General features: G+C 36.1%; 32 protein-coding genes. 27 read left to right on the top strand and 5 right to left on the bottom strand.

Features of this window, described 5'->3' with window-relative positions; all coding sequences use genetic code 11:
* Positions 1-64: 64 nt before the first annotated feature.
* The 25 genes from ACLMCG_RS11675 to ACLMCG_RS11795 all read left to right on the top strand — a co-directional run bounded on the left by ACLMCG_RS11675 (position 65) and on the right by ACLMCG_RS11795 (position 18,976).
* Positions 65-412 carry a VOC family protein gene (locus ACLMCG_RS11675; protein ID WP_413959672.1) on the top strand — a complete coding sequence of 116 codons (348 nt, stop codon included), beginning with the start codon at positions 65-67 and terminating at the stop codon, positions 410-412.
* An 11-nt stretch (positions 413-423) separates the two neighbouring features.
* Positions 424-828, top strand: coding sequence for a glyoxalase superfamily protein (locus ACLMCG_RS11680; RefSeq protein ID WP_413959673.1), 405 nt, complete (start codon positions 424-426; stop codon positions 826-828).
* Positions 829-856: 28 nt separating this feature from the next.
* Positions 857-1,690, top strand: coding sequence for a helix-turn-helix domain-containing protein (locus tag ACLMCG_RS11685; RefSeq protein WP_413959674.1), 834 nt, complete (start codon positions 857-859; stop codon positions 1,688-1,690).
* Between the two features lie 48 nt (positions 1,691-1,738).
* On the top strand, positions 1,739-2,869 hold the full coding sequence (locus ACLMCG_RS11690) for an FAD-dependent oxidoreductase (RefSeq protein WP_413959675.1): 1,131 nt from the start codon (positions 1,739-1,741) through the stop codon (positions 2,867-2,869).
* A 75-nt stretch (positions 2,870-2,944) separates the two neighbouring features.
* Positions 2,945-4,156 carry a DUF763 domain-containing protein gene (locus ACLMCG_RS11695; RefSeq protein WP_413959676.1) on the top strand — a complete coding sequence of 404 codons (1,212 nt, stop codon included), beginning with the start codon at positions 2,945-2,947 and terminating at the stop codon, positions 4,154-4,156.
* Positions 4,157-4,427: 271 nt separating this feature from the next.
* Complete coding sequence (locus ACLMCG_RS11700; protein WP_052187084.1) at positions 4,428-5,018, top strand: Crp/Fnr family transcriptional regulator; 591 nt, start codon at positions 4,428-4,430, stop codon at positions 5,016-5,018.
* Positions 5,019-5,094: 76 nt separating this feature from the next.
* Positions 5,095-5,502: a VOC family protein gene (locus ACLMCG_RS11705; protein ID WP_413959677.1), complete on the top strand. Its 408-nt coding sequence runs from the start codon at positions 5,095-5,097 to the stop codon at positions 5,500-5,502.
* A 97-nt stretch (positions 5,503-5,599) separates the two neighbouring features.
* On the top strand, positions 5,600-6,010 hold the full coding sequence (locus ACLMCG_RS11710) for a VOC family protein (protein WP_413959678.1): 411 nt from the start codon (positions 5,600-5,602) through the stop codon (positions 6,008-6,010).
* Between the two features lie 33 nt (positions 6,011-6,043).
* Positions 6,044-6,505, top strand: coding sequence for a hypothetical protein (locus ACLMCG_RS11715; RefSeq protein ID WP_413959679.1), 462 nt, complete (start codon positions 6,044-6,046; stop codon positions 6,503-6,505).
* Positions 6,506-6,788: 283 nt separating this feature from the next.
* Complete coding sequence (locus tag ACLMCG_RS11720; protein WP_413959680.1) at positions 6,789-7,289, top strand: DinB family protein; 501 nt, start codon at positions 6,789-6,791, stop codon at positions 7,287-7,289.
* 2 nt (positions 7,290-7,291) lie between these two features.
* Complete coding sequence (locus ACLMCG_RS11725) at positions 7,292-8,068, top strand: alpha/beta fold hydrolase (protein WP_413959681.1); 777 nt, start codon at positions 7,292-7,294, stop codon at positions 8,066-8,068.
* 147 nt (positions 8,069-8,215) lie between these two features.
* Positions 8,216-8,647 carry a VOC family protein gene (locus tag ACLMCG_RS11730; RefSeq protein ID WP_047377588.1) on the top strand — a complete coding sequence of 144 codons (432 nt, stop codon included), beginning with the start codon at positions 8,216-8,218 and terminating at the stop codon, positions 8,645-8,647.
* A 79-nt stretch (positions 8,648-8,726) separates the two neighbouring features.
* Entirely contained in the window at positions 8,727-9,140 is a 414-nt protein-coding gene (locus ACLMCG_RS11735; RefSeq protein WP_413959682.1) for an SRPBCC family protein, read from the top strand.
* A 35-nt stretch (positions 9,141-9,175) separates the two neighbouring features.
* Positions 9,176-9,415 carry a hypothetical protein gene (locus tag ACLMCG_RS11740; RefSeq protein WP_228451547.1) on the top strand — a complete coding sequence of 80 codons (240 nt, stop codon included), beginning with the start codon at positions 9,176-9,178 and terminating at the stop codon, positions 9,413-9,415.
* Between the two features lie 166 nt (positions 9,416-9,581).
* Positions 9,582-10,448, top strand: coding sequence for a VOC family protein (locus ACLMCG_RS11745; protein WP_413959683.1), 867 nt, complete (start codon positions 9,582-9,584; stop codon positions 10,446-10,448).
* Between the two features lie 47 nt (positions 10,449-10,495).
* The gene (locus ACLMCG_RS11750) at positions 10,496-11,329 is read left to right on the top strand and encodes an SDR family oxidoreductase (protein ID WP_413959684.1); all 834 of its coding nucleotides are present in this window, start codon (positions 10,496-10,498) and stop codon (positions 11,327-11,329) included.
* 130 nt (positions 11,330-11,459) lie between these two features.
* Complete coding sequence (locus tag ACLMCG_RS11755; RefSeq protein ID WP_223601631.1) at positions 11,460-11,888, top strand: SRPBCC domain-containing protein; 429 nt, start codon at positions 11,460-11,462, stop codon at positions 11,886-11,888.
* 70 nt (positions 11,889-11,958) lie between these two features.
* A complete protein-coding gene (locus ACLMCG_RS11760) occupies positions 11,959-12,417 on the top strand; it encodes an SRPBCC family protein (RefSeq protein ID WP_413959685.1) in 459 nt (152 codons plus the stop codon).
* Between the two features lie 92 nt (positions 12,418-12,509).
* Positions 12,510-12,968 (top strand): DoxX family protein, encoded by a 459-nt coding sequence (locus tag ACLMCG_RS11765; RefSeq protein WP_223601629.1) that lies wholly within the window; start codon positions 12,510-12,512, stop codon positions 12,966-12,968.
* Positions 12,969-13,144: 176 nt separating this feature from the next.
* A complete protein-coding gene (locus ACLMCG_RS11770) occupies positions 13,145-15,148 on the top strand; it encodes a prolyl oligopeptidase family serine peptidase (protein WP_413959686.1) in 2,004 nt (667 codons plus the stop codon).
* Positions 15,149-15,916: 768 nt separating this feature from the next.
* The gene (locus ACLMCG_RS11775) at positions 15,917-16,471 is read left to right on the top strand and encodes an RNA polymerase sigma factor (RefSeq protein WP_223601627.1); all 555 of its coding nucleotides are present in this window, start codon (positions 15,917-15,919) and stop codon (positions 16,469-16,471) included.
* Positions 16,472-16,482: 11 nt separating this feature from the next.
* Complete coding sequence (locus ACLMCG_RS11780; protein ID WP_047421668.1) at positions 16,483-16,815, top strand: hypothetical protein; 333 nt, start codon at positions 16,483-16,485, stop codon at positions 16,813-16,815.
* A 91-nt stretch (positions 16,816-16,906) separates the two neighbouring features.
* A complete protein-coding gene (locus tag ACLMCG_RS11785; protein WP_413959687.1) occupies positions 16,907-17,167 on the top strand; it encodes a hypothetical protein in 261 nt (86 codons plus the stop codon).
* 135 nt (positions 17,168-17,302) lie between these two features.
* Positions 17,303-17,947 carry an alpha/beta hydrolase gene (locus ACLMCG_RS11790; RefSeq protein ID WP_413959688.1) on the top strand — a complete coding sequence of 215 codons (645 nt, stop codon included), beginning with the start codon at positions 17,303-17,305 and terminating at the stop codon, positions 17,945-17,947.
* A 381-nt stretch (positions 17,948-18,328) separates the two neighbouring features.
* Entirely contained in the window at positions 18,329-18,976 is a 648-nt protein-coding gene (locus ACLMCG_RS11795) for a J domain-containing protein (protein ID WP_213279850.1), read from the top strand.
* 1 nt (position 18,977) lies between these two features.
* Here ACLMCG_RS11795 and ACLMCG_RS11800 read toward each other — a convergent pair whose 3' ends face one another.
* The gene (locus tag ACLMCG_RS11800) at positions 18,978-19,127 is read right to left on the bottom strand and encodes a hypothetical protein (RefSeq protein WP_164723264.1); all 150 of its coding nucleotides are present in this window, start codon (positions 19,125-19,127) and stop codon (positions 18,978-18,980) included.
* A 486-nt stretch (positions 19,128-19,613) separates the two neighbouring features.
* On the opposite strand from ACLMCG_RS11800, the gene gcvP reads away from it, so the two are divergent.
* Complete coding sequence (gcvP, locus tag ACLMCG_RS11805; protein ID WP_047421672.1) at positions 19,614-22,472, top strand: aminomethyl-transferring glycine dehydrogenase; 2,859 nt, start codon at positions 19,614-19,616, stop codon at positions 22,470-22,472.
* A 429-nt stretch (positions 22,473-22,901) separates the two neighbouring features.
* Here the strand turns inward: gcvP and ACLMCG_RS11810 are convergent, their stop codons facing one another.
* From ACLMCG_RS11810 to ACLMCG_RS11820, 3 genes are read right to left on the bottom strand one after another with little or no spacing between them, the layout of a single operon-like run.
* A complete protein-coding gene (locus ACLMCG_RS11810; protein ID WP_413959689.1) occupies positions 22,902-23,342 on the bottom strand; it encodes a hypothetical protein in 441 nt (146 codons plus the stop codon).
* A 6-nt stretch (positions 23,343-23,348) separates the two neighbouring features.
* Positions 23,349-24,095, bottom strand: a complete 747-nt coding sequence (locus ACLMCG_RS11815) for a YggS family pyridoxal phosphate-dependent enzyme (RefSeq protein ID WP_413959690.1) — start codon at positions 24,093-24,095, stop codon at positions 23,349-23,351.
* Positions 24,092-24,811: an AAA family ATPase gene (locus ACLMCG_RS11820; protein ID WP_413959691.1), complete on the bottom strand. Its 720-nt coding sequence runs from the start codon at positions 24,809-24,811 to the stop codon at positions 24,092-24,094. Before ACLMCG_RS11820 ends, ACLMCG_RS11815 begins: the two co-directional genes overlap by 4 nt.
* 1,148 nt (positions 24,812-25,959) lie before the next feature.
* On the opposite strand from ACLMCG_RS11820, the gene ACLMCG_RS11825 reads away from it, so the two are divergent.
* A complete protein-coding gene (locus ACLMCG_RS11825; RefSeq protein WP_047385461.1) occupies positions 25,960-26,295 on the top strand; it encodes a DMT family transporter in 336 nt (111 codons plus the stop codon).
* Here ACLMCG_RS11825 and ACLMCG_RS11830 read toward each other — a convergent pair.
* Positions 26,292-26,948, bottom strand: coding sequence for a glycosyltransferase family 32 protein (locus ACLMCG_RS11830; protein ID WP_413959692.1), 657 nt, complete (start codon positions 26,946-26,948; stop codon positions 26,292-26,294). The two genes, ACLMCG_RS11825 and ACLMCG_RS11830, sit on opposite strands and share 4 nt — an antisense overlap.
* Positions 26,949-26,975 lie beyond the last annotated feature (27 nt).

Below are 26,975 nucleotides of genomic sequence, written 5' to 3' on the forward strand. Positions count from 1 at the left end.
TATTAAGCCTTGTGAAATTTTATGTAATTTCACAAGGCTTTTTTAATGAAAAAATTACTGCAAAATGGTAAAAAGAATTGTGGCCAATATCAAAACGGATGATCTTTCCAAAGCCAATCAGTTTTATCAGGACATTCTGGAACTGGATGTTTTGATGGATCATGGCTGGATTAAAACATTGGGGAATGATGAAGAAGCAAAAATTCAGATCAGTTTTGCCGAACAGGGAGGAAATGATACTGAAGTTCCGGACCTTTCCATTGAAGTAGATAATGTAGATGAAATTTATGAGAAAATGAAAAATGCAGGCTTTGAAATCACTTATGATTTGACCAATGAAGAATGGGGAGTCCGCAGATTTTTTGTTAAAGATCCATTTCAAAAGCTGATCAATATACTGTCTCACCAATAAACTATCTTACAATGAAAGCAGAACGTATTATTCCCATTTTAAGAATCTTTGATTATCAGAAAACAAAAGAATTCTATGTAGACTGGCTGGGATTTGAGATTGTATGGGAACATTATTTTGATGAAAATACTCCTGTTTATATGGAAGTGAAAAGAGAAAATATCATTTTTCATTTAAGCGAACACCATGGAGACGGAACACCTGGAACAAGAGTTGCTGTCTGGGGAGAAGGCGTTCCTCAATATCATAAAGAATTGATTGACAAAAAATACAAATACAATCGTCCAGGACTTGAAAAAACGTTTTACGGTGCTGTATCTTTTACCGTAATTGATCCTTTCGGGAATAAGATTACATTTGAAGAAGAATATAATGAAGAAAAACATAAAGATCTTGAATTCTATTCCCACGATTAATCCTACACAAACTGCATAGCTTATTGTCATGTTTTCAAATATACATCAGGAGTTTGAGGTTCCGGAAGAACTTAAAGATACCATAAAATGTTTTTGGTATAACAAAAGAAACTATGGTGAACAACAGTCCGGATTTACGATGATGCCGGATGGCTATGCTGAAATTATTTTCCATTTTGGAAGTGGCTGCAGTATCTCTCATCACGGAAATTTACAGGCTTTGCCTTCCCCGTTTATCATGGGGTTGCTCAATCAGCCTGCTCTTTTTTATGCTCAAAATCAATTGGAAATTATTGGAATAAGATGTTTCCCATGGGCTGTTTTTGATTTGCTGGGATTATCATCAGAAAAAACTGAAAACGGAGTTCATACTTTTAAACATCCCGTTGCAAAGCTTCAAACTGTATTGAATAATCTCATTACACAAGGGAAAATAGAAGCAGCAGTTTCTGAAGTAGAACAATATTTTCTGAAATTACATTCACTTATTACAGCAGACAGTCTCCTTTTCAAAGCCGGAGCTGCCATGAGAAAAAATAATGGAACTATTCCTGTCAATCAGGTGGCTGATTCAGCTCATACAACTGTCCGGACATTAGAAAGGAAGTTTAAACAGTCCTCTGGCCACACCGTAAAAGATGTATCCGGAGTGATGCGTTTTGAACAGATAAGAAATCGTCTGTGGCATGCTCCTGAAACTTCTATTGCAGCCCTCGCACAGGAATTCGGATATACAGATCAATCTCATTTAAGCAGAGAATTTAAACGGTACAGCGGCACAACACCTGCTGTTTTCGCAAGAGAAGCCAAAAAAAGGAAACAAGTCTTAAGCAATGATTTTGTCGCATTTGTACAAGCATGATACAATAGCATTCCGGAATTTTGTACCATAATAAATACATTAAAAATTATGGTATTGAAACATAAAAAAGTAGCCATCATTGGTGCAGGCCCGGTTGGATTAACAATGGCAATTTTACTACAGCAGAAAGGCGTTGAAGTAAATGTTTATGAAAGAGATAAGAATGCACAGACAAGAGTTTGGGGCGGAACTTTAGATCTTCATCGGGAATCAGGACAGAAAGCTATGAAAAAGGCTGGATTGTTAGATAAATATTACGAAATTGCCTTACCTATGGGAATCAAAATTGCTGATGAACATGGCAATGTACTTTTTACGAAAGAAATCACTCCTGAAAATCAATATGACAACCCGGAAATCAACAGGAATAATTTAAGAGAAATGTTGTTGGGTAGTCTGGCAGATAATACGGTAGTTTGGGATATGAACTTTGCCGATATGGAAGAAAATGACGGGAAATGGCTGCTTCATTTTAAGGACAAGTCTGATATAACTGCAGATCTGGTCATAGGCGCTAATGGCGGAATGTCTAAAGTAAGAAGATATGTAACAGATGCTGAAGTAGAAGATACAGGGACTTTTATCATTCAGGGAGATATTCCACAGCCTGAGAAAGCGTGTCCCGAATTTTTTGAATGGTGCGACGGAAAAAGACCAATGGCCGCTTTTGAAGGTAATCTATTGGTCGCCAATCCTTATAATAACGGAGCTTTGACGTATGGAGTCATATTCAAAAAGCCTGATGAATGGAAAGATGGCCCTGGTTTGGATTTTCAAAATACAGAACAGGTCCGTCAGTTTCTTGTCCGAAGATTTTCTGCATGGAACGATTTGTATCAGCAGTTATTCCTATCAACTTCCTTTTTTGTAGGATTGCCAACAAGGATAATTCCATTAGACAAACCCTGGAAAAACAACCATTCTTTACCTGTAACACTTATTGGAGATGCCGCTCATCTGATGCCGCCTTTTGCAGGACAGGGAGTCAATAGCGGGCTGATGGATGCTTTAATTTTATCAGAAAATCTGACAGAAGAAAAATATCAAAGCATAAATGAATCGATTGATGCCTATGAACAGAAAATGTTTATCTACGCCAAAGAAGCACAACTGGAATCCGGTAAAAATGAATTGGAAATGCGTGATCCCGGTTTCTCTTTTACAAACCTTATCCGATAACCGTAATAATAGAATTAATGATCGGGATCATTAAATAGTAAGAGTAATAAAACTTAACTTTACATTTTTAAAACAATGAAACGTTCAGGAACAGCAGATTTACCCCTTCACTATGGCAAAGTACCACCATGGCTGTATGAACGTATGTCTGTGCTTGGACTTTCCATTATTGAAGTAATTCTCATGGATTATGGTAAAGATGAGGTATTGCGCCGATTGGCAGATCCGTTCTGGTTTCAGAGTTTTGGAGCTGTAATGGGAATGGACTGGCACTCTTCAGGAATTACCACTTCTGTGATGGGAGCACTGAAACGTTCCATTAATCCCAATTCACAATCTCTGGGGCTTTATATCTGTGGTGGTAAAGGAAAGTTTTGCCGTGAAACTCCATCAGAATTAATAAAAATAGCTGATAAAACAGGTCTCAACGGAACAGATTTGGTGAGAGCCAGCAAGCTTTCGGCAAAAGTGGATAATACGGCAATTCAGGATGGTTACCAGCTGTATTTGCACAATTTTATTCTTTCAGATAACGGAAACTGGAGCGTTATTCAGCAGGGGATGCATGAATCGGATGGAACAGCAAGGCGGTATCACTGGCATTCCGAAAATATCAAATCATTTGTAGAGCAGCCTCATACGGGAATCAACGGAATTTCAAGAGGAAAAATACTTAACCTTACCGATGCCGAAGCTTCAGAGAACAGAAAGGGAATTTTAGATATTTCCCATACCGATTCAGCAGAAGTAATGAAGGATTTTGCAACATTGATTCTTCCTGCCCATCATGACGTTCAGGCTTCCGATGTAGATCTGAAGCGTTTGGGTGCACTTCTGTATGTTACCAGAGAGCAGCAGCCTCAGAATTTTGAAGATTTACTGATGCTGGAAGGAGTAGGACCAAGAACCATGCAGTCATTGGCTTTGGTAAGTGAAGTCATTCACGGAGCGCCATCGAGATTTGCCGATCCGGCAAGATTTTCCTTTGCTCATGGAGGTAAAGACGGACATCCATTTCCTGTTCCTGTTAATACATATGATGAAAGTATCAGCATTCTCAGAAAAGGGATTGAAAAGTCCAGACTGGGAAATTCTGATAAACTGAATTCTTTAAACAAGCTTCATCAGATCGTTGCCAATGCCGAAAAAGACTTTACTCCGGATTTTGATATTCAGCAGGTGATTGAAGAAGAAAGACAAAATTCCTGGCGTTTTGGTGGCAAGACCGTCTTTGGTGATGCCCAGAAACCCGGTACTCCGAAATCAATACAACTTTCCCTGTTTTAAAAAAATATTTCCTGCAAAAGCTTACAATTACTATCATCGGCAGATAGTCATTCCCATCCTTCGGAGGGGTGGCAAAAATTCAAAGAATTTTTGACGGGGTGGTTATAGATAGTATGTTTCAAATAACTGTTTAAAATTAATAAGCTTTGAAATATCTTTAATTTCAATAGAATATGTGCTTTTGATGAAAACATTCAATTCTTTGTTTAATATTTTTTGCTCTTAATTCAATTAAAAATTTTATTTTTAAAGACTAAAAAAATTGACACCAATGACCAATCAAGCTTTAGAAATCTGCTATGATTTTCCTTTCTTTTTTCCCGAAGAGCTTGCTGAGATATTTCAGGCTCATGAGAAAACATCTTTTCAGAAAGGTGATTTCATCCTTGAGGAAGGAAAAACGGCCAATGAATATTATATTCTTGAAAGCGGATTGGCGCGTTCCTATGTCAATGATTTTAACGGAAATGAAGTAACCACTCACTTTTTCGTAGAAAATGAAGTCATTATTGAGGTTTTGTCAATGTTTCAGCGGGTACCCTCTCAGGAAAATATTGTTTGTATTACAGACTGTGAATGCTGGAGGATGGATTATGATACGTTTCAGGAATTATTCCATAAAATCCCAAACCTCAGAGAATGGGGAAGATCGTGGATGTCTCAGGAACTTTTTGCCTACAAACAGAGATCTGTAGAAATGTTCACCCTTTCAGCAACCAGAAGATATCTTAATCTGCTTGAGCAGAAAGCTAAAGTCATACAATTTGCACCATTGAAACAAATTGCTTCCTATCTGGGAGTTACAGACACTTCTTTGAGCCGTATCCGTAAGGAAATTGTCTCACATCCTAAGAAAATTTAAATCTTGCCCTATGACAAGTTGATTTTCATTGCACCTTGGTAATTTTGGATAACAGATTAACACTAAAATTACAAAAATGAAAGTCAATCAAATTTATGTAAACCTTCCGGTAAAAGATGTACAGAAAACAAAAGAATTCTGGACCAAGGTTGGTTTTTCGATTAATGAACAGTTCTCAGATGATAAAGCAGCCTGCGTTGTTTTGAATGATACCATCTACGTCATGTTTCTGCAGGAAGATTACTTTATGACCTTTACCAATAAGCCTGTTGCCAAGGAAAATACCAGTCAGGTTCTTGTAGCAGTAGGTTTGGACAGCCGTGAAGACGTAGATACAATAGTGAATACCGCTGTAAAAAACGGCGCATCGCAGCATGAAGAACCTCAGGATTACGGATGGATGTATCAGAACTCTTTCTGGGATCTGGATGGACACGGCTGGAATATCACTTTTGCCGATATGTCTCAAATGCCGACCGAATAATTTAAATCCAAATAAAAATTAAATCTTGTCCTATGACAAGCACATTCTTACCATACCTTGGTAATTTTGGATAAAATTCACCACTAAAATTTACAAAATGAATATTACTGATATTTACGTCAATTTACCCGTAAAAGACGTACAAAAAACCAGAGAATTCTGGACAGAGTTAGGCTTTTCTATCAATGAACAGTTTTCAAACGATAAGGCAATATGTGTGGTCATGAAGGAAAATCATATTTACACCATGTTCCTAAAAGAAGAGTTCTTCCAAACCTTTACAAACAGGCCTTTTGCTAAAGGAGATACCACACAGGTACTTCTTGCCATTGGGGCAAACAGCCGCGAAGAAGTAGATCAGATGGTAAAAACAGCCATCGGAAACGGAGGTTCAAAATATGCTGACCCTGTAGATTACGGATGGATGTATCAAAGCAGTTTTGCTGATATCAATGGCCATCAGTGGGAAGTGATGCATGGAGATGTATCCCAGATGCCTGCAGAATAAAGTATTATCATTCACTTATTAAATACTTATCCAATGGAAGCAACATCAAACGATATAGAATTAATAAAGAATCAGGTTGTCAGCAACTATCAGGTGATTTCTTTGAATATTGACGGTATTACCCATGAAGAATCAATGATTTTTCCTAATGGTGAAGCTAACTGTATGAATTGGATTCTTGGACACTTAATCCATATCAGGAATCCCTTTCTGAATATTTTAGGCGAAGAATCCGTGTGGGACAGTGAAAAGTTTTCCTGCTACAACAGAGGTGAAATTCCTTTGAACCGGAAAGATGAATTAGTCAACTTTGAAGATTTAAAATCCTATTTGAAACAATCTCAGGACGGGCTGGAAGCGAAACTTAATACCATAAACAGTTTTAAACCTGAAATGGTTAAAGATATTTCAACACTAAGTCTTCATGAAATTTACCACAGCGGACAGCTGGGCTATCTCCGCAGAATTTTAGGGAAACCGGGTGCTATAAAATAATGACGGTTTTTAACACAATTTTGCAGATCATATAACATAATCAGGCGCAAAATCTAAGAGAATTATCTCTAATATAAAAGTTTAGATTCCGTGCTTTGCTCGGAATGACAAACTAGCTGTTGAAATCTTCCATATTATTTTTAAAAGAGTACAATTTTATCGAAGATAAAATCCTTGCGCCTTAAAAACATAAAGTTTGTAAAATACTTAGCGACTTTGCGTTTTTTCCAACATTCTAACTTCTAATCTCTAATTAAAAATGGACACACCAAAATCAAAAAAAATGGAACTCGTTATTCCGGCTTACAGAATGCATTCCCAAAGCTTTATGAATGTTTTGGAAGGCATTTCGGAAGAAGATGCATTGAAAAGAATTGAAAATAAAACCAACCATATCGTATGGATGGCAGGGAATTTTGTCAACATGCGCTACGGCTTGGGCTGGGTGCTTGGGGTACAGGAAGAAGACCCTTACAGTGACTTATTTTTCCAGGGAAAAGCATTGGATGAAGGCTTTAAATATCCAACTTTAGCTGAATTAAAAGAGAACTTTCATAAAATTTCCTCTAAAGTATTCCAAAGACTTCATGAAGTAACTGATGAAGAACTGGATGAGATATTTGAGATAGGAATGAATATTCCTTTTATTAAAGAAACGAAACTCAATTTTGTCGGAATGTGTATCGGCCGTGAAGACTATCTCTGCGGGCAGATAGGCTTGATGCGCAGAATCCTGGATTATCCCGGAATGAAGTATGATGTAGACGAAAATCTTAAATACTAATCATGAATCCGGTAGAAAAAGGCTATAAGAAAGTCAACGGAATCCAATTGTATTATGAGATCTATGGATCCGGAAAACCTCTGGTTTTAATTCATGGAGGAGGTTCTTCCATTCTGTACGATTTTAAAGAAGTCATTGCCAGGCTGGAAGACAAGTTCCAGCTCATAGGAATCGATCTGCAAAACCACGGACGTAGTGAACATCGTGATATTCCTGAAACATTTGAGCAGGATGCTGATGATGTTGCCGGACTTTTAGCAGAACTAAACATTGGAAAAGCTTCCTTTTGGGGATTCAGCAATGGTGGAAGTACGGTAATGCAAATTGGCCACCGTCATCCTGGAATCGTAGAAAAACTGGTTGTTGCCTCAGCATTTTATAAAAGAAGCGGAATGATAGACGGCTTTTTTGAAGGAATGCAGGACGCCACTTTTGAATCGATGCCGGAACCTTTCAAAATTAATTTTTTAAATCTCAATCCGGATTTTTCAAAACTGGAAAACCTTTTTGAGAAAGACTGCAAAAGAATGCAGATGTTTGAAGACTGGGATGATGAGGTGCTGACATCTATACAATCACCTACATTATTCATCAGTGGTGATCAGGATGTGATGAAACCGGAGCACGCTGCAGCGATGTGGCGCCTGGTGAAAGGTTCCCGGTTAATGATACTTCCCGCAACTCATGGTGTTTATATGATGCCTGACTTTGATGGAAGTATTGATGTAAACTTAATAGACTTTACCGTCAGAGAAGTAGAAAAATTTATAAACCATTAAGAACTTTGAAAAATAGTGAGTCAAGCCAAGTGAATTGTAATGATTCAAAACAGAGCTGTATTTACTATTCATACTAAATTAATTATTCCTTAATGGATCAACGATAGAACCTTATATTTTATAATAATAACTTTAAAATTAAAAATCATGGCTAAATTAAATCCATACCTAAATTTCGATGGAACAGCTGAAGAAGCGTTCAACTTTTACAAAACTGTTTTCGGTGGTGAATTCGTAGGAGGAATTCATAAAATGGGAAATGCTCCCGGTACAGAAAACCTTTCAGAAGAAGAAAAAAACAGGGTAATGCACATTGCTTTGCCTATTGGAGGTGACCTTTTAATGGCATCAGATATTGTACCTGGTTTTGGGCAGACGCTTACCGTAGGAAATAATAATTATGTTTCTATTTTCCCTGATTCAAGAAATGAAGCCGACAGAATCTTTAAAGAACTTTCTGATGGCGGAAATGTGGAGATGCCGATTGAAGATCAGTTTTGGGGAGACTATTTCGGATGCTTTCAGGATAAATATGGTGTTCATTGGATGGTGAACTATAATGACGAATACGCAAAATAATCCTATATTTAACTAATCATAAAAAGAGATGCCCATTTTTTGGGCAGCTCTTTATTCAAACTGTAAAAAAATTAGAACTATGGATTCAATTAAAATAGACATTACAATTTTAGCGCCCGTTGAGAAAGTTTGGAATTATTTCAATGAGCCAAAACATATCACAAAATGGAATTTTGCCCACGAAAGCTGGCAGTGCCCTAGTTCTGAAAATGACCTGAAGGTAGGAGGCAGATTCAAAAACAGAATGGAAGCTAAAGACAAAAGTTTCGGATTTGATTTTGAAGGAGTTTATGACGAAATTATTCCCCATCAGATTATCAAATATCATATGGAAGACGGGCGGAAAGTAGAAGTTGTTTTCGATAAAATAGATGAAAACACAACGAAAGTTATTGAAATTTTCGATCCTGAAAAACAAAATTCAGTGGAAATGCAGCGAGATGGCTGGTATGCTATTCTTAATAATTTCCACAAGTATGTTGAGAATCATTAACAATATTTTTTGTAGCCATGATCAATTTAGTTATCATGTCCAAGAGTTTAAATTCCATTTATGCTTTTAATTATGACTCTAAAGAAGAATTCCTTCATGGAGTTATTGCAATACCTGCAAGAAAAGCCTTAGAAAAAGAAAAAATAAATTCTTTGGAAAAACTTTCAGATTATTCCGAGAAAGAAATTATGCAGCTTCATGGTTTCGGAAAAAATACGATGGTGAAACTGAAGAACTATATGAAAGAAAATCAGGTGTGCTTTAAAGAAGTATAAAAAGTGTAACCAGACATTTCTACGGTGTCATTGCAGATAAAGCGAAACAATCTTCTTTAAATGCAAAGACATAAGATTTCTTTTGCTGTAAAATTAATCAGCAGATAAATACTATTCCCAAGAAAAAAGTAAAACAAGATAAATCAATCCATTTAAATATAAAATTATGAATAACGATATTTTCCCATGTCTCTGGTATGACGGAGATGCCAAGCAGTCTGCAGAATTTTATTGTGAAGTTTTTGGAGGCGAGATCACGGCTGATACTCCTGTGGTGATGAATATTGATTTGTTTGGACAAAGATTGATGCTTCTGAATGGAGGCCCGCAATTCAAAAAAAATCCTTCCATCTCTTTCATGGTGATTTGTGAAACAGAAGATGAAGTTCAAAAATACTGGGATCAGTTACTTGTTGGCGGGATGGCTTTGATGGAGCTGGGATCTTACTCATGGAGCCCAAAATACGGATGGGTTCAGGATAAATATGGGGTAACATGGCAGTTGTTTTTAGGTGAAAAAGCAAGCGAACAGAAAATAATTCCTACTTTGATGTTCATTCATGGAAACAATGGAAAAGCAAAAGAAGCTATGGAACTTTACACTAAAACGTTCCCTAACTCAAGCATAGGAAACATATTGACCTATGGAGCAGGCAGTGAAGGGCATGATATCCCGGAACCGGCAGAAAATGTTCAGCATGCTCATTTTGTAATAGACAATTACAGTGTATTCTGTATGGATAATTCTTATGATCACCAGTTTGATTTCAATGAAGGAATATCATTGGTGGTAATGACGGACGACCAGCAGCAGACTGATAAATACTGGAACACGCTGACAGCAGACGGCGGCAGAGAAAGCATGTGCGGCTGGCTGAAAGATAAATATGGGCTGAGCTGGCAGATTGTGCCTAAAAGACTTATTCAGTTAATGAATGATTCCAATCAGGAAAAAGCCTATAAAGTAGTTCAGGCTATGATGAAAATGCAGAAAATTATCATCCGGGATTTGGAGGATGCTTATCATTCTTAATCTATTTCGGCGTATTGTTTGATATGATTTAGAGAAAAGATTTGCATATGAAGACACAGAACAAATCACAATCTAAGTCAGAAGTCCCTAAAGAAGGGCTGTTTCCGGAAATTATCCGGAACGATTATCAGGGAAGCCGGAAGCTGAAAGGTAAAAAAGCAGTTATTTCCGGAGGAGACAGTGGCATAGGACAGGCTGTAGCCGTTCATTTTGCCAGAGAAGGAGCAGATGTTGCTATCATCTACAAAGAAAGTGACGATGATGCCAAAGAGACTAAAAAACTGGTTGAAAAAGAAGGACAGGAATGTATCCTCATCAAAGGCGATCTTACCCGGAAAACATTCAGGACAAAGTGTGCAGAAAAGATTAAAAAAGAGTGGAAGAAACTTGATATTCTCGTGAATAATGCAGGAATTCATACTTCCAAAAGCAGTCTGGAAAAAATCTCTGATGAACAGATTCAGGAAACATTTGATACCAATATTATTTCTATGATTTCTTTAACCAGAAATTTTCTTCCGCTGATCGGAAAAGGAGGAAGAATTATATGCACGACCTCTGTCACAGCGTACCGCGGAAGCGATCATTTACTTGACTATGCTGCTACAAAAGGAGCTGTATTGTCTTTTATTCGCTCACTGGCAGATAATCTTGCCGAAAAAGGAATTCTGGTGAATGGCATTGCACCCGGGCCTATATGGACTCCCTTGGTGAAAGAAGCTTTTGATGATCTTTCCAAATTTGGAAAAGATACTCCGCTGAAGCGTGCTGGGCAACCATCGGAAGTAGCTCCGGCCTATGTTTTTCTTGCTTCTAAAGATGCAAGCTATATTACAGGAGAAATTATCCACATTAACGGAGGTGATTTCGTCGGAGGGTAGAATGAAATGCTGGAAGCAGGAAACAAGAAGTTAGAAAATCACAGATCAATACACTCTTATTCTAAGACTCTCAAACCCTCAGACACAATCACCTGTAACTTATTAACCACCACCTAAAACCTTAAAATATATGGAACGATTATCATACGAAATAGAAATCAATGCCGAACCTGAAAAAGTATGGAGTGTCCTGTGGGCAGATATTACGTACAGGCAATGGACAACGGCATTTACAGAAGGTTCTTTCTATGAAGGAACACTCGAAGAGAACAATATTGTTAAATTTCTTGACCCCAAAAACAACGGAATGTACAGCAGGGTAGAAAAGGTTATTCCTAATGAAGAAATAAGATTTCTGCACTTGGGAGAAATTTATGATGGTATTGAAGTTCCTCAGGACTGGGGAGAAGCAACAGAAGCTTATTTCCTTGAAGAAAATGAAGAAGGAACACTGCTGAAAACAGAAATACAGACTCCTGCAGAGTTTAAAGACTTTTTTGAAGAGAAATTTCCAAAAGCGATGACCATCGTTAAGCACCTTTCAGAAAATCAGTTGTAAATATCTCAGGTTAAATTACACCTGAGATTGAAAGTAATTCAATAGCCAAATCACTGTAAAAAATATAAAAATGGAAACCTTATCATACGAAACAGTAATTGATGCCCCTTTACAGAAAGTATGGGACATTCTTTGGAACCCTGAAACATATAGTGAATGGACCCGGTTTTTCGGTCCGGGATCTATCATGAAATCCGATTGGAAGATAGGCGGAAAAACCTATTTTCTTAATGCTGAGGGAGAAGGAATGGTTTCAACCATAGACAGTTTGGAAGAACCCAATCAGATTGTTTTTAAACATCTGGGAATGGTAGATAAACATGGAGTAGAAGACACCCAAAGCAAAGAAGTAATGGAATGGAACGGAAGCTTTGAAAAATATTTCCTGATCGACTTTGGAGGGAAAACAAAACTTCATGCCGAAGTTCAGGTTGAAAAACAATGGGAAGATCACATGAACACAGGCTTTACAAAAGGTCTGATGGTCGTGAAAAGTCTCGCAGAAGGAGTAAGCCTTGATTCTGTGTAAAGCAGTTCAAAGTTTAAAATTTCAAGTTCAAGGTCTCTAATCCCTGCCACCTATCATCTGCTACCTATTACCTATTACCTACCACCTAAAATATGAAACTACTCGTAATACTTTTCGCAACATTTATTCTGGCTTTGCTGGGAACTTTTTTAGTTCAGGGAAAGCCGGATTTTATATTTTCAGGAAACCTGGGAATGGCTGTATTTATCATATTTACAGGTTTTGCCCATTTTAAATTTCAGAAAGGAATGGCCATGATGATTCCCGAGTTTATTCCCGCGAGAATGTTTTGGGTATACTTTACAGGAGTTTTAGAAATTGCTGCAGGAATCGGACTGATGATTCCGGCTGTTCGTGAGATTACTGCAGTGTTGCTGATTATTTTTTATGTATTGGTTTTTATTGCCAATATCAATTCTTCCAGGAAAAGAATTAATATTTTTAAAGCAGATTATACCGGTCCGGGAATGAAATACCTTTACATGCAAAGGATTCCCATGCAGATTATTTTGATAGTCTGGACCTGGTATTTCGGAATATATTTACACTAAATAAAAAAGACAGTCATGGAGGCTGTCTTTTTCATATAATTGCTGTTTTTTTAAATTAATTGATAATATCGTGTAACGTTTTATAGGGATCGTGTGTCTTATTGTATAAATGCATTTATTTTTTATTGTTTTGAAAATAAGTGTGTTCTATAACTTTAACCTTAAAAACAGAAGTTATGAATCTAAATCACAAAATTTTCGGTACAGCCATTATTGTACTATCCTCTATGATGATCAACGCACAAAGTTCTACTGCAAAACTGCCGGGAGATCCTACTTTGCCATCTTCCAAGGCTAATCTTGAGAAACTTATTTCTTATGACAAAGGAAACTTCAAATACAAAGTTGAAGATTACTTTGCAAGACCAAAAGCTTCCGTATTTAAAATCTCTCCTGACGGAAAATACCTTTCCTACAAAGAAAAAGATCAGGATAAAAAAAATCACGTATATGTTAAAGACTTGAGTACAGGAAAGATCACTAAGGCCATCGTTGAAAAAGATGATCTGATCAAAGCTTACGGCTGGCTGAACAAAAAACGTCTTTTCTATACGCAGGATAGAGGAGGGAATGAAAATATCCACCTTTATGCTACAGATACAGATGGAAGCAATCAAAAGGATCTAACGCCATTTGACGGTGTAAAAGTACAGGCTATTATTCCTATAAAAGACACTGATTTCGTTGTGGTTACCATGAATAAAAACAATAAGCAGATCTTTGAACCTTTTAAAATCAATTTCGTTACAGGGGAAATGACCCAGCTGTACGAAAATAAAGATGTCAACAGTCCTATCGACGACTATCTTTTTGATAAAGATGGAAATCTGAGAGGGTATAGCGTTCTTGAAAACGGATTAACAACAAAAACATATTATAAAGATCTGCAGACAGGAAAATTCAACCTGATCAAATCCGCAGACTGGTCTGATACTTTCAGTATTATAGAGTTTAATGAAAATTCTAAAAATAAAGACGAAGCGTATGTAGTAACGAATCTTGATAGTGATAAAGCGAGAATTGTACTCTACGATCTGAAAAAAAATACTGTGATTAAAGAAATTTATTCCAATCCTGTATATGATGTAAGTTCAATAAGCACAGCGGGTAAAAATAGAAATTATGAACTTGATTTTATTAGCTATGAAGGGACAAAAGGAGAAACAGTTCCGGTAAGTAAATTTTATAAAGAAATACATGATAAACTAAAATCTCAGTTTGGAGACAAGGAATTCGGAATTGCTTCTTCTGATGATAATAATGATAAACTTCTCGTTGTGGTAGGAAGTGATAAGCTCTACGGAACTTATTATGAATACGATACCAAAACCAAGCAGACCAAACTTCTGTACAACCTGATGCCTCAGCTGAAGGAAGAAGATATGGCTGAAATGAGGCCTATCGAATTTAAAAGCAGAGATGGAATGACCATTCATGGATATATCACATTGCCTAAAGCAGCGCTGGAAGGTAAAAAAGTTCCAATGATTGTGAATCCTCACGGTGGCCCACAGGGAATCAGAGACAGCTGGGGATTCAATCCTGAAGCGCAGCTGTTTGCAAGCAGAGGATATGCCACACTTCAGGTCAACTTCAGAATTTCCGGAGGCTATGGAAAATCATTTCAGAAAGCAGGCTACAAACAGATCGGAAGAAAAGCAATGGATGATGTGGAAGACGGTGTAAAATATGCCATCAGTCAGGGATGGGTAGATCAGGATAAAGTAGCCATTTACGGAGGCAGCCATGGTGGATATGCCACGTTAATGGGCTTGATTAAAACTCCTGACCTGTATACTTGTGGGGTAGATTATGTAGGAGTATCGAATATCTTTACCTTCTTTGATTCATTCCCTGAATACTGGAAGCCTTATAAAGAAATGGTAAAACAAATCTGGTATGATCTGGATAATCCTGAAGAAGCAAAGATTGCTAAGGAAGTTTCACCGGTATATCAGATTGATAAGATTAAAAAACCACTATTTGTAGTTCAGGGAGCCAATGACCCAAGGGTAAACATCAATGAATCTGATCAGATTGTAAAAGCAATGCGTGCCAAAGGTTTTGAAGTTCCTTACCTGGTAAAATATGATGAAGGACATGGATTTGGAAAAGAACCGAACAGAATTGAGCTTTACAAATCAATGTTAGGATTCTTTGCTGAAAATTTTAATAAATAACTAATAATTTTATAATGTGGAAACGGAAGGCTTATGTCTTCCGTTTCTTTTTTATCATGGGTAAATTCATTGCGAGCAAAGCGAAGCAATCTCATAAGAAATTAGAAGCAGTGGAAGAGTTGGAAACGCAAAGGCGCTAAGGTTTTACAAGTGATGTACTTTAAGGCGCAAGGATTTTATCTTCGATAAAATTAGTATAGCTTAAGGGTTTACGGATATTTTCACGGTACATTTGTCATTCCGGGCGAAGCGAGGAATCCAGGCTCCGGTAATAGTCACTCTTATTAATTATGCAAATACTGATAAAAAACTGTTTTAATAACCTTTGATCTATATTGATCTACAAGAAAATAAAAAGAATATCACTTGCCGAAAATCTTTGATTTTCTTGCGCCTTACAATTATACATAATAATGATAAAAACTTTGCGTTCTTGCGATTGCCAACAAAACTCATCTTATAATCATCTATCATTTATTGCTTATCATCCTAGCCCCGATAGCAGCGGTTACCCCGGAACATGAATGGAGCGTTGGAGGATAAGGTTGGGGGATAGTCTGGCGTGAGGAGTATGAGCGGATAGCGGGAATAAGCTCCTAAAAAAATAAATAATGAGTAATAAGCAATGAGTAATCTGATAAAATAAGAAGATAAAAATATTGATGAATAAAAGAAAAATTGAATTGTAAGAAAAATATTTTAAATTTATTAAAGTAAAACCAAAAGGCTGGCCGTCATAGCAATATGGAGGTTGTCGAAAAAATAACAATGCCACAGAAGGAGAAAGAAAGCATCATCTCACAGACCGTTTCCAACTACGGAGGGAAGCTGATGTCCTATATTCGTCCGAAAGTGAAAAACACGGAGGATGCGGAAGATATTCTGCAGGAGGTGTGGTATCAGTTCAGTAGCCTTACGAATATTTCGGAGATCGTAAATGTTGGTGGATGGCTGTATAGGGTAACGGCAAATAAAATTACAGACCGTTACCGTAAAAAGAAAACAGAAAATCTTGAAGATTTCGTATATGAGGATGAAGACGGTAGTTTTTCTATCAAGGATATCTTGTTGATGGATGACAGTGCCGGTCCTGAGGTGAAGATGTTTCAGGATGAGATCTGGAAAAAACTGTTTGAAGCACTGGACGAACTTCCCGAAAAACAAAGACTGGTCTACGTAGAAAATGAACTGAACGACAAAACCCTCCAGGAGATTGCTGATGAACAGGGAGAAAACATCAAAACCATCATCAGTAGAAAAAACTATGCTGTGAAGCATTTGAGAAACAGATTGAGAAAACTGTACGAAGATTTAAAAAGTTAGAAAAAGAAATTATGAATCATAAACACAAAAAGGGTTGGATTTTTTTATTGTTATGTCCGCCATTAATTTTAGCCGCTGTTACATGGATTGTAATGCTGCTTTGGAATTGCCTTCTCCCGGAGATTTTAGGAGTAAAAGCCATTACATTCTGGCAGGCAATGGGAATACTGATCCTAAGTAAAATTCTTTTCGGAGGTTTCCATTTCGGGAAAGGAATGAAAGACTTCAAGGAAAGAAAAATGAGAGAAAAAATGGAAGGCTGGTCCCCTGAAGAAAGGGAAAAATTCAAAGAAGTTTGGAGAAATAAATGTTCAGGCGGATTCTTCAACAGAAACAACGAATAATTTGAAAATTTTAAAGAAGTAGTAAAGTAAAATTAAAATTCATTCGTCTCTATAAAAAACAAGAAGTAGTAAAATTTAAAATTTTGAAAAAATGAAAAATTCAGCATTAAAAGGAGCTCTGGGAGCATTAGCCGTTGTAGGTGTAGCCTTAATCGCTAAAAAAGCAATACAAAGAAAAAGATTTATCAAAGGTATTTTTGATGAGTATGGAATCAAAGAAAAATCACCTTTCGGACTGGCAGATAAGATCAGAGAAATGAATGACGAAGACTATCAGGAACTGAAAGGGAAATTCAAAAAAGAATTCCATTCAAGATGCTGCAAAAAAAAGGATAATACCTGCGAAGCATAATACGCAAAGACTAAATTGAAATTGTTTAATTCCGGCGCGGGAAGCTCTGCTTCCCGCGCCGGAATTTTTATTTAAAATACATCCTGTAAAGGCTTTTAATACTATATTTGTTATTACTAAATATTATTTCCGGCTATGATGAAGTGTAAGAATATTTTCTTTGTGGCATTTTCGTTTTTCTCAATCATTATATTGGGTCAAAAGTCACAACCAAAACAGTATATTTTCTTCTTACATAATAAATTTTTAGAAGGGCATTCTTTAGAGGAGAAACATCCAAAATATGGAGTTGCAGAATATGAAGAAATACTTAATAAACTAAAGGATAAAAATACGGTTGTGATTTCTGAGAAAAGAAAAGCAGATACTGATCCAGTAGCTTATGCAGGAAAGGTGAGAAAGCAGATTGACAGTCTCATGAAAAAAGGAATTCCGGCTGGGAGGATAACCGTGATAGGAACTTCTCAGGGAGGTTATATTGCACAATATGTGTCTTATTATGAAAAGAATCCGCAATTGAAATTTGTGATCATTGGAGCGAGTTTTAAAGATGATTCTCTGGAAAAAGATAAGAACTTTAAGCTGTATGGAAGAATTCTTTCCATTACGGAGAAATCAGATGATGGACATGTACTGTTGTCGAAGGAGCAGAGGTTGATCAGATCCGGTATTAAGGATTTTAAAGAAATAGAGCTTAATACAGGACTTAATCATGGTTTCCTTTTCAAAGCTCTCAATGATTGGCTCACTCCCACTAAGGATTGGATTTCCCGCAAATAGATATTGGTTGAGCTATTACCGTTTAGTTCTTATGGTTGAGTTGCTGCAAAATGATCTGCGTAATCGGTGAAATCTGCGGGCAGAAATTAAAGTTGAGATTCCTCGTTATGCTCGGAATGACAAAAGGGTTGTTGAGCTCATTCAATTCGCAGCATTTGTTGAGAAGTACAATTTTATCGGAGATAAAATCTTTGCGCCTTAAAATATGCAGTTTGAAAAAGAACTAGCGTCTTTGCGTTTTCCAACCTTAAAATAATAAATGATATTGAGATTGCTTCATCTTCGATTCGCAATGACTTTTTTGAGCTCCGTTTTCCAGCTAAATTTTTGTAATAAATATCAGACGCAAAGAAAAATAAATCCTTATTTTTGTATTTCTCAATGAAAGATTACTACTATTTTCTCGGTATATCACAGGATGCTTCAGAAGAAGACGTCAAAAAAGCCTATCGAAAATTGTCTTTAAAATATCATCCCGATAAAAATGATAATGACGACTTTTTTGCTGACCGTTTTCGTGAAATTCAGGAAGCTTATGAGACGTTGAGTGATTCTGTCAGAAGGCGCGCTTATGATCAGAATTTAGAAAATCATCAGAAAAGTTTCAGGTATAATATTCCACCTGCGATCAAAACTTTTACCGCGAATAAAATTCATGCAAAAAAAGGGGAGGAGATTATCATCAACTGGCAGACGAGTAATGCCGATGTGGTGAAAGTATTGCCTTTCGGGTTAGAAAAGCCTTATGGAGAGAGAATCTTTAAGATCACAGAATTTAAAGATGGAAAATTCCAGCTTCTGCTTCATGCAACGAATTCTCTTTTGCACAAAACCGTAGTTCAGGGAATTACCATTACGGAAGTTTTTGAAAATGATACTGAGAAATTCAAAAATTCAGTAGAAGAAATGTTTAAGCCACAACCCAGAACGGTAATGAACAGGTATGGACAGCCTAAAATTATAATGCTGTTTTGGGGAATTATCGTACTGGCAATTGCCTTATACTTTTTGATAAAAACGTTGGCCTAACCTAAGCCATTTTCTTTCTTCCCGGGCATTTTTTACATCTTTTTCCTTTCTTGAACTTTTTACAACACGATTTCTTTTCACAGAACATCTCTTCGTTATTGAATGAGTAAGGTGCCAAAGGCGGAACTTTAAAAGGGACAATCATATTCATGCTGCAAATATATTAATTTAGAATAAATATAATTAATAAAATTTCATAAAATTCTTTAAACCTGATGTATAGCAGATATTGCCTGCTTTCTAATGGATTGTCAGACGTAAAATCTATGCCTGGATCGTTCTTAAATTCTCCTTGAATTAGGTTTAAGTTTACATTTTGAATAAAACTAATAATAGTAGAATGTTTTAAAGATAAGTTTAACCCGTAAGATGAGACCAGTGAATAATTCACATTATTTCAAATAACATTTCAGTATTTTGTTGAGTGTGATTTGATAGTTTTGTTGCATATTATGTATAGAATAAGGGATGTGTTTGTCAGAATTGCTATAAACCTTGTTAAAAGTTTATTAAAAATAAAGTGTGATAAAAATCACAAATATTTTTGTGAATTATCACCCCGGATATGCTCTTGTACAATCATTCAAAAAATTGTAATTTTACCCATCTTTTTACAAACAAAATCTAATAAATAAAAATGAATACAGAACAGTTTGTGAGCCGTCACATTTCCCTTAATGAAGCCGATAAACAGGCGATGTTGGAGAAACTTGGCGTTTCTAGTATTGAAGAGTTAATTTCTCAGACCATTCCATCTTCTATCCGTTTAGAGAAAGATCTTGAGATCTCGGAACCACTTTCTGAATACGAAATGTTGAACCACTCAAAAGAATTGGCATCTAAAAATACAGATTATACGAGTTACATCGGATTTGGATACCACAATACACTTTTGCCTTCAGCAATCCAGAGAAATATTTTTGAAAACCCTAGCTGGTATACAGCCTATACTCCATATCAGGCAGAAATTGCACAGGGAAGACTAGAAGCTCTTCTTAATTTCCAGACTGTAGTATGTGATCTTACAGGTTTTGCATTGGCTAATGCATCTTTGCTGGATGAATCTACTGCTGCAGCTGAAGCAATGCATATGTTCTTCAACAACAGAACGAAAGACCAGAAAAAAGCAGGAGCTAATAAGTTCTTTATTTCTGACCTTGTTCTTCCTCAAACAGTTTCTGTATTAAAAACAAAAGCTGAAGGATTAGAAATAGAAATCGTAGTAGGAGATCATAAAACACACCAGTTTGATGGTTCTTATTATGGAGTTTTATTACAATATCCTGGTAAAAACGGAATCGTTTTAGATTATACAGAAGATATCGTAGAATACAAAAAACTTGACCTTCAGGTAGCTGTTGCTTGTGATCCTATGGCTTTGGTAAAACTAAAGTCTCCGGCAGAAATGGGAGCTGACTGTGCGGTAGGAACTACACAGAGATTTGGTATTCCATTAGGGTACGGAGGTCCTCACGCAGCTTTCTTTGCTTGTAGAGAAGATTACAAGAGAGATATCCCAGGAAGAATCATTGGGGTTTCTCAGGATATGTACGGAAGACGTGCATTAAGAATGGCGTTACAGACAAGAGAGCAGCACATCAAAAGAGAGAAAGCTACTTCAAACATCTGTACAGCTCAGGTTCTTTTGGCAGTAATGGCAGGGATGTATGCTGTTTATCACGGTCCGAAAGGATTAAATTATATCGCTGATCAGATCCACTTTAAAGCCAATGCTTTGAAAAATGGTCTTAAAGCATTAGGTTATCAGGTAGTAGAAGAGCCAATCTTCGATACAGTGAAAATCACAATGGCTGAAGATGAAAAAGGAAGATTAGTAAGATTGATGCTTGATCACAAACTTAACCTTAACTATTTCACAGAAGGTGTAGTAAGTATTGCAATCAACGAAAGTACAACATTAGAGAAATTAAACTATCTGATGGCTTCTTTCGCTCAGTTTAAAGACAAGCAGACTTTCAAATTAGAAATAAAAGAAGGATACAGCATTCCGGAAGAAAACTTAAGAAAAGACGAAATTCTTACAGAATCAGTATTCAACAAATACCATACGGAAACAGAATTGATGCGTTACATCAAGCGTCTTGAGAGAAAAGACTTATCATTGACTCATTCAATGATTTCTTTAGGATCTTGTACGATGAAACTGAACGCAGCAACTCAGATGTTACCGCTTTCATGGGAAAACTGGGGTGCAGTTCACCCATTTGTACCTGTAAATCAGGCGGAAGGTTACCAGGAAATGATCCGTGAACTGGAGAAAGACTTAGCTGAAATTACAGGTTTTGCAGGAACTTCTCTTCAGCCAAACTCCGGAGCTCAGGGTGAATATGCAGGATTAATGGTAATCAGAGAGTATCACATTTCAAGAGGAGACCACCACAGAAATGTAGTATTGATCCCTCAGTCTGCACACGGAACCAACCCGGCTTCTGCTGCTATGGCAGGAATGAAAATCGTTGTCGTGAAAAACCTTGAGAACGGTGAAATCGACTTCGAAGATCTTAAAGCTAAAACAGAACTTCATTCAGCAAACTTATCAGCTGTAATGATCACTTATCCTTCAACTTACGGATTCTTTGATGCTAACATTAAAGAAATTACCAACCTTATCCACGAGCACGGAGGACAAGTATATATGGATGGTGCAAACATGAACGCTCAGGTAGGATTTACAAGTCCTGGAAACATCGGAGCTGACGTTTGTCACCTTAACCTTCACAAAACTTTTGCCATTCCTCACGGAGGTGGAGGTCCTGGAGTAGGTCCAATCTGTGTTGCTAAACACTTAGTACCTTTCCTTCCTTCTAACGCGAATATCAGAATCGGGTCTAAAGAAGCTATTGAAGGTATTTCTGCTGCACCTTACGGTTCAGGATTGATTCTTAATATCTCTTATTCTTACATCAAGATGTTGGGAACTGAAGGTCTTAAAAAGGCTACAGGTCACGCTATAATGAACGCTAACTACCTGAAAGAAATTTTAGCAGAGCATTTCCCGATTTTATATTCAAACGAAAACGGAAGAGTAGCTCACGAATGTATCGTAGATTTCCGTCAGTTTAAATCTTTAGGAATTGAAGTGGCTGATGTGGCGAAGAGATTGATGGATTATGGTTTCCATGCTCCTACTGTTTCTTTCCCGGTTGCAGGTACTTTGATGATTGAGCCTACAGAATCTGAAAGCAAATCTGAAATTGACCGTTTTGCAGAAGCATTGATCTCTATTAAAAAAGAAATTGATGAAATTGCTAATGGTGAAGCAGATGCAACAAACAACGTGTTGAAAAACGCTCCTCACACAGAACAATTGGTAATCTCTGATTCTTGGGATAAACCATACAGCAGAGAAAAGGCAGCTTATCCGTTAGAATGGGTAAGAGACCACAAATTCTTCGCTTCTGTATCAAGAGTAGATGAAGCTTACGGAGACAGAAACTTGGTATGTACTTGTGAGCCGATTGAAGCTTATATGTAATCTCAGTTTTTTAACTATAAAAAAATCCCTTTCAGTAATGAGAGGGATTTTTGTTTTTTATTGTCATTGCGAGCGAAGCAATCTCTAGGTTGGTACAATCAATTATGTTCTTGTTTTTAAAACAAAACCACCTCCCAAAACTGAGAGGTGTTCTATTGTTTTCTGTCATATTCCTTTACCTTCTTTTAAAGCTATAGGCCAGCAAAATAGCTACGCCCATAGTAACGCAGGTTATAATTGAAATAGTTTCAATGGAGATTCCACTTTTCATCTGTGTGTTTTCTTTTTCACATGAAAAAAAGAATAATACTGCTATAAATAGACAGCCCGAGAGTAATTTTTTTGTCATACATGTATTTGTTTGGTTCTTAAAGTTTTATAGCAAAAAGTATACCGAATTTGTAGACAATGTAATGGACTGTTTACTGTTTAATTTTCGTTTAAATTTTTGGATATTTTATCAATTACTTTAAGGTGATAGGAATAGTTCAGAATTGTGTTAAGAATGAAAAATAGAGTTGAAAAAATGATTTCAATAACTATATGATGGATCAGGAAATGTAAGATCAGAAAAAATATAACAGAATAAATTAGGAAAAATAGAAGAGAATAAAATGCTTCAATTTTATAGGTGAGAATTTTTGTATTTTCATTATAATTGAAGAACTCTTTACGAGGAGAAAATACCAATGGAGATCTACTTGAAAAATCTTGTTTAAAGAGTTTTTCTTTGCCTACAATAGTATTGTCATCAAAGCTGGAATTATCCATTTCTCTTTCCATAAATGAATAGCATATTTCATCAGTGACATTTTTTAATGTATTACTATTCTTTATTTCTCTTTCAAAAGTATAAGTAAATGGGAACATATAATTTTATGCTTTTTTATTCGATTTACCCTCGTTCCAATAATAACTGTCCGGATAGATTCTCGCCCCAAAAACTGCAGTTCCCACCCGTACAATGGTGGCTCCTTCTTCAATGGCTGTTTCCAGATCTCCGCTCATTCCCATGGAAAGTTCTTTCATTTCCACATTCGGAATATGTTCATGGATGATTTCCTGTTGAAGATTTTTAAGGATTTTAAAACATGCTCTTACTTTCTCGGTTTCAGCACTGAATAAGCCAATCGTCATCAAACCTTTTATTTTCAAAGTAGAGTAATGGGAAATCTTTCGGGTGAGTTCAACTGCTTCATTGGGATCAACTCCGAATTTGCTCTCTTCATTGGAGGTATTCACCTGAATTAAAACATCCATTGTTTTATTTTCGGCTAAAAGTCTTTGGTGAAGTTTTTCTGCCAGTTCCAGACGATCCAGAGACTGAACACAGGTAACATCATATTTCAGAATATCTTTAATTTTATTGGTCTGAAGATGTCCTATAAAATGATTGTCATGAGGTAGATCTTTTAAATCATCGTACTTCTCCTTCAATTCCTGCACCTTGTTTTCTGCAATTAAGATTTGCCCATGTTTCAGCGCAACTTTAATTCGTTCTGCGGAAACTGTTTTAGTGGCCAGTAATAATTTAACTTCATCAATATTTCTTCCGGATTGTTCACAGGCATTTTTTATCCGGTTATTGATGATGGTGAGATTGTGGAGAATGTCTTCTTTCATGATGGAATGGTTTCTTTGGCTTCCAGTTTTTTAATCAAAGCAGCTTTCACCGATGTTAAAGCATAATCCTTAGCTTCAGCAAAAGAAACTGAGTATTTTCTTTCAACGGTTCTTATGTCTTCAGGGAATTGACCCAGCAATTGGTCGTAGTAGGTATCCAGGATCTCATCGGAAGGCATTTCGTAATTGATCTTTAGCTGGAAACGTCTTAGCAAAGCCGTATCAATGATCTCTGGATGATTGGTCGCACAAAGCAAAAGTGAATGTTCAGGATAATAATCAATTAATTGGATCAATGTATTCACCAGTCTTCTCATTTCTCCTACATCTTTATCATCACTGCCTCTCGCTTTGCCAATCTGATCCAGTTCATCAAGAAAAAGTACAGATCTTTCTCTTGCTGCTTTATCAAAGATCATTTTAATATTCTGGGATGTTTCGCCGATACGGGATGAAACAATGTTACTCAGATTAAGGATCATAATGTTTTTTCCTAAAGCATTCGCAACAGCCTTTGCAGTCATTGTTTTTCCACATCCCGAACTTCCCTGAAGCAAAATCTTATTATTAACCGGAAGACCGTATTCCTGCAGCTCTTTTATATAATTATGTTCCTTGATAAGCTGAACCAGGTGCTCCTTATTGTTTTTATCGAGAAATACTTCGTTAAGGTTTACTTGTTCTTTATCCTGGATAATAAGATTGTACAGACTCATGATGATAATAAAATGATTATTGAATAAACAAAGATAAAGCTTTATTAAATGCCTGAGGAAATCCTGAATAATAATAAACAGCTAGGCCAGTATGATAAAAATAATAAGCTGTGAATGAAAAAAACACCGGTAAATAATTGTAGAATTCGTGATCAAGACAATTTAATGCTCATTTGATAATTCTTAAAACAAAAAGAAGAGCCGGACTTACGAACGACTCTTCTCATTTGGATATTAAAATTTGTTATGAAACTAAGATTTTGTGGTTTATGTTTTTGGGCCCTTTTACCCGATGAGTAAAAGAGCAATCCGATCTCTCAGACTAAAAACATAAAACAATATAATTAGTATAGATATTTCTATAGGCTTGCTTTATTTAAAATTAGTTTCTTTCTCTTCTTACTGTCATGAAATATGAAGTGATTACGACTAAACCTGTTACGATACCGATATAAGTTACCATTTTGTATTATTTTTAATTATTTGACTTTTTTTTATCAATCTTTCAATTGCAATATTACTACTTTCAAATCACGTGCCAAAGTAAATACTTATGATGTATATCAGTGTTTTACGGTGGTTGGTGTTCATTTATTAGTGAATTTTTGTTTACATTAAATTAATGCATTATTGAGAATTTATTAATACTTTTGTTGTTCTCTCTGTAAAATTATGTGAAAACGTTAATCGTTTCTCGACTTCTATATTGGAGTTGATAAAACAAATAATAAATAATGTGTAGCATAATATTGTTTTAAACCACTTTTTTTGAATGTAAATTTTTCACGCGAAAAGGATTTTCATGTTAAGAAAATTTATTTTTAGCCTCGTTTTTCATTCGGAATTTTTGTCATGTGTCACATTTCATGACATGGAGAAATAATTTTTTTGTGCCAGATCGGAAAAAAATGGCATACTTTTCCAAAACCTTTAAAATATTGAATGGAGCTAAAAATAAGGCACTTAAGTTGAATTAAGTGCCTGCGATAAGTATTGTTGTTGGATTGATAGTTTAAAAAATAGAATTTTTTATACCTTAATAAAGTCATAGAAACACTTGCCGTGTTTGAATAACAGAGAGTTTCCCCATTATTTCTTTTTTGGAATTACCGGAGTGCTTTTGTTACTTTTGTACAAAGAATAAATTTATGGGACGCAGTTATATTTTTCTTGCCTTAGCTATTGTATTTGAGATCATCGCTACGAGTTTTCTGAAAAAATCTGAGGAATTTTCCAAACTATGGCCATCCGTAGTGACCGTCATAGGATATGCCTGTGCTTTTTATTTTCTCAGTCTCACGCTTCGGCAGATTCCTGTTGGAATTACCTATGCCATCTGGTCCGGAGTAGGAATTGTCTTTATAACGATGATCGGTGTTATTGCCTTCAAACAGATTCCGGATCTTCCTGCTATTATCGGCATTGCTCTGATTGTTATCGGGGTGATTATTATTAATGTATTTTCAAAAATGGGAACGCATTAAAAAATAATCTCCTCATGCTTTTGCATCTGTTTCCAATGTTTGGATCTTGTTTTGTATAAGAAAAATTTTCCCAGTTTATATTTGAACTTTAAATACCCGCGGAACTCAATACCGTCAAATAAAGTAAAGGGAATAGTCGGATTTTCTTCTAGTGACTGTCTGATTCCATTACTGAATACAGTAGGTCCTGTAGTAGAATGTATATCATGTGGATAGCGGTGAGTGTTTATATTATCCATCATCAATTCCAGTGTTTTCTTTAGGAAAGGATGATTTTTATTGAAAATAAGGGCCCATTGAACATACAGATTTTCATGTCTTTCTACACTGATTACAGCTTCATCATTATTTTTTATCAACTTTTTGAATGGCTTGATAATACTGCTGTCTACATCCAGATATACACCTCCTTTCTTATATAAAACAGCATATCTGAAAAAGTCAGCTTTTGCAGCACCGATTCTTAATTTGCGATACGTTTCAATATATTGTGGAGGGAATTCTTTTTCAAGAAAATTTTCTATATCCTGATCATCATAAAAATAATACTTATATTCCGGATTCTTTCTTTTCATATTCCAGATATGATAACGCGTAATCAGAGGAAGTTTTTTAGTTATGAAAGTCTGAAATATTTGTTTGGGTACAGGCATATTCTTTTTTTGGTAAATTCTTATATT

The sequence above is a fragment of the Chryseobacterium sp. S90 genome, assembly GCF_047444895.1.
Taxonomy (GTDB): Bacteria; Bacteroidota; Bacteroidia; order Flavobacteriales; family Weeksellaceae; genus Chryseobacterium.

Bases quoted from the DNA above. Each gene is read 5' to 3' on its own strand.
- ACLMCG_RS11675 (WP_413959672.1), top strand. From the start codon at position 65: ATGGTAAAAAGAATTGTGGCCAATATCAAAACGGATGATCTTTCCAAA.
- ACLMCG_RS11680 (WP_413959673.1), top strand. From the start codon at position 424: ATGAAAGCAGAACGTATTATTCCCATTTTAAGAATCTTTGATTATCAG.
- ACLMCG_RS11685 (WP_413959674.1), top strand. From the start codon at position 857: ATGTTTTCAAATATACATCAGGAGTTTGAGGTTCCGGAAGAACTTAAA.
- ACLMCG_RS11690 (WP_413959675.1), top strand. From the start codon at position 1,739: ATGGTATTGAAACATAAAAAAGTAGCCATCATTGGTGCAGGCCCGGTT.
- ACLMCG_RS11695 (WP_413959676.1), top strand. From the start codon at position 2,945: ATGAAACGTTCAGGAACAGCAGATTTACCCCTTCACTATGGCAAAGTA.
- ACLMCG_RS11700 (WP_052187084.1), top strand. From the start codon at position 4,428: ATGACCAATCAAGCTTTAGAAATCTGCTATGATTTTCCTTTCTTTTTT.
- ACLMCG_RS11705 (WP_413959677.1), top strand. From the start codon at position 5,095: ATGAAAGTCAATCAAATTTATGTAAACCTTCCGGTAAAAGATGTACAG.
- ACLMCG_RS11710 (WP_413959678.1), top strand. From the start codon at position 5,600: ATGAATATTACTGATATTTACGTCAATTTACCCGTAAAAGACGTACAA.
- ACLMCG_RS11715 (WP_413959679.1), top strand. From the start codon at position 6,044: ATGGAAGCAACATCAAACGATATAGAATTAATAAAGAATCAGGTTGTC.
- ACLMCG_RS11720 (WP_413959680.1), top strand. From the start codon at position 6,789: ATGGAACTCGTTATTCCGGCTTACAGAATGCATTCCCAAAGCTTTATG.
- ACLMCG_RS11725 (WP_413959681.1), top strand. From the start codon at position 7,292: ATGAATCCGGTAGAAAAAGGCTATAAGAAAGTCAACGGAATCCAATTG.
- ACLMCG_RS11730 (WP_047377588.1), top strand. From the start codon at position 8,216: ATGGCTAAATTAAATCCATACCTAAATTTCGATGGAACAGCTGAAGAA.
- ACLMCG_RS11735 (WP_413959682.1), top strand. From the start codon at position 8,727: ATGGATTCAATTAAAATAGACATTACAATTTTAGCGCCCGTTGAGAAA.
- ACLMCG_RS11740 (WP_228451547.1), top strand. From the start codon at position 9,176: ATGTCCAAGAGTTTAAATTCCATTTATGCTTTTAATTATGACTCTAAA.
- ACLMCG_RS11745 (WP_413959683.1), top strand. From the start codon at position 9,582: ATGAATAACGATATTTTCCCATGTCTCTGGTATGACGGAGATGCCAAG.
- ACLMCG_RS11750 (WP_413959684.1), top strand. From the start codon at position 10,496: ATGAAGACACAGAACAAATCACAATCTAAGTCAGAAGTCCCTAAAGAA.
- ACLMCG_RS11755 (WP_223601631.1), top strand. From the start codon at position 11,460: ATGGAACGATTATCATACGAAATAGAAATCAATGCCGAACCTGAAAAA.
- ACLMCG_RS11760 (WP_413959685.1), top strand. From the start codon at position 11,959: ATGGAAACCTTATCATACGAAACAGTAATTGATGCCCCTTTACAGAAA.
- ACLMCG_RS11765 (WP_223601629.1), top strand. From the start codon at position 12,510: ATGAAACTACTCGTAATACTTTTCGCAACATTTATTCTGGCTTTGCTG.
- ACLMCG_RS11770 (WP_413959686.1), top strand. From the start codon at position 13,145: ATGAATCTAAATCACAAAATTTTCGGTACAGCCATTATTGTACTATCC.
- ACLMCG_RS11775 (WP_223601627.1), top strand. From the start codon at position 15,917: ATGCCACAGAAGGAGAAAGAAAGCATCATCTCACAGACCGTTTCCAAC.
- ACLMCG_RS11780 (WP_047421668.1), top strand. From the start codon at position 16,483: ATGAATCATAAACACAAAAAGGGTTGGATTTTTTTATTGTTATGTCCG.
- ACLMCG_RS11785 (WP_413959687.1), top strand. From the start codon at position 16,907: ATGAAAAATTCAGCATTAAAAGGAGCTCTGGGAGCATTAGCCGTTGTA.
- ACLMCG_RS11790 (WP_413959688.1), top strand. From the start codon at position 17,303: ATGATGAAGTGTAAGAATATTTTCTTTGTGGCATTTTCGTTTTTCTCA.
- ACLMCG_RS11795 (WP_213279850.1), top strand. From the start codon at position 18,329: ATGAAAGATTACTACTATTTTCTCGGTATATCACAGGATGCTTCAGAA.
- ACLMCG_RS11800 (WP_164723264.1), bottom strand. From the start codon at position 19,127: ATGAATATGATTGTCCCTTTTAAAGTTCCGCCTTTGGCACCTTACTCA.
- gcvP (WP_047421672.1), top strand. From the start codon at position 19,614: ATGAATACAGAACAGTTTGTGAGCCGTCACATTTCCCTTAATGAAGCC.
- ACLMCG_RS11810 (WP_413959689.1), bottom strand. From the start codon at position 23,342: ATGTTCCCATTTACTTATACTTTTGAAAGAGAAATAAAGAATAGTAAT.
- ACLMCG_RS11815 (WP_413959690.1), bottom strand. From the start codon at position 24,095: ATGAAAGAAGACATTCTCCACAATCTCACCATCATCAATAACCGGATA.
- ACLMCG_RS11820 (WP_413959691.1), bottom strand. From the start codon at position 24,811: ATGAGTCTGTACAATCTTATTATCCAGGATAAAGAACAAGTAAACCTT.
- ACLMCG_RS11825 (WP_047385461.1), top strand. From the start codon at position 25,960: ATGGGACGCAGTTATATTTTTCTTGCCTTAGCTATTGTATTTGAGATC.
- ACLMCG_RS11830 (WP_413959692.1), bottom strand. From the start codon at position 26,948: ATGCCTGTACCCAAACAAATATTTCAGACTTTCATAACTAAAAAACTT.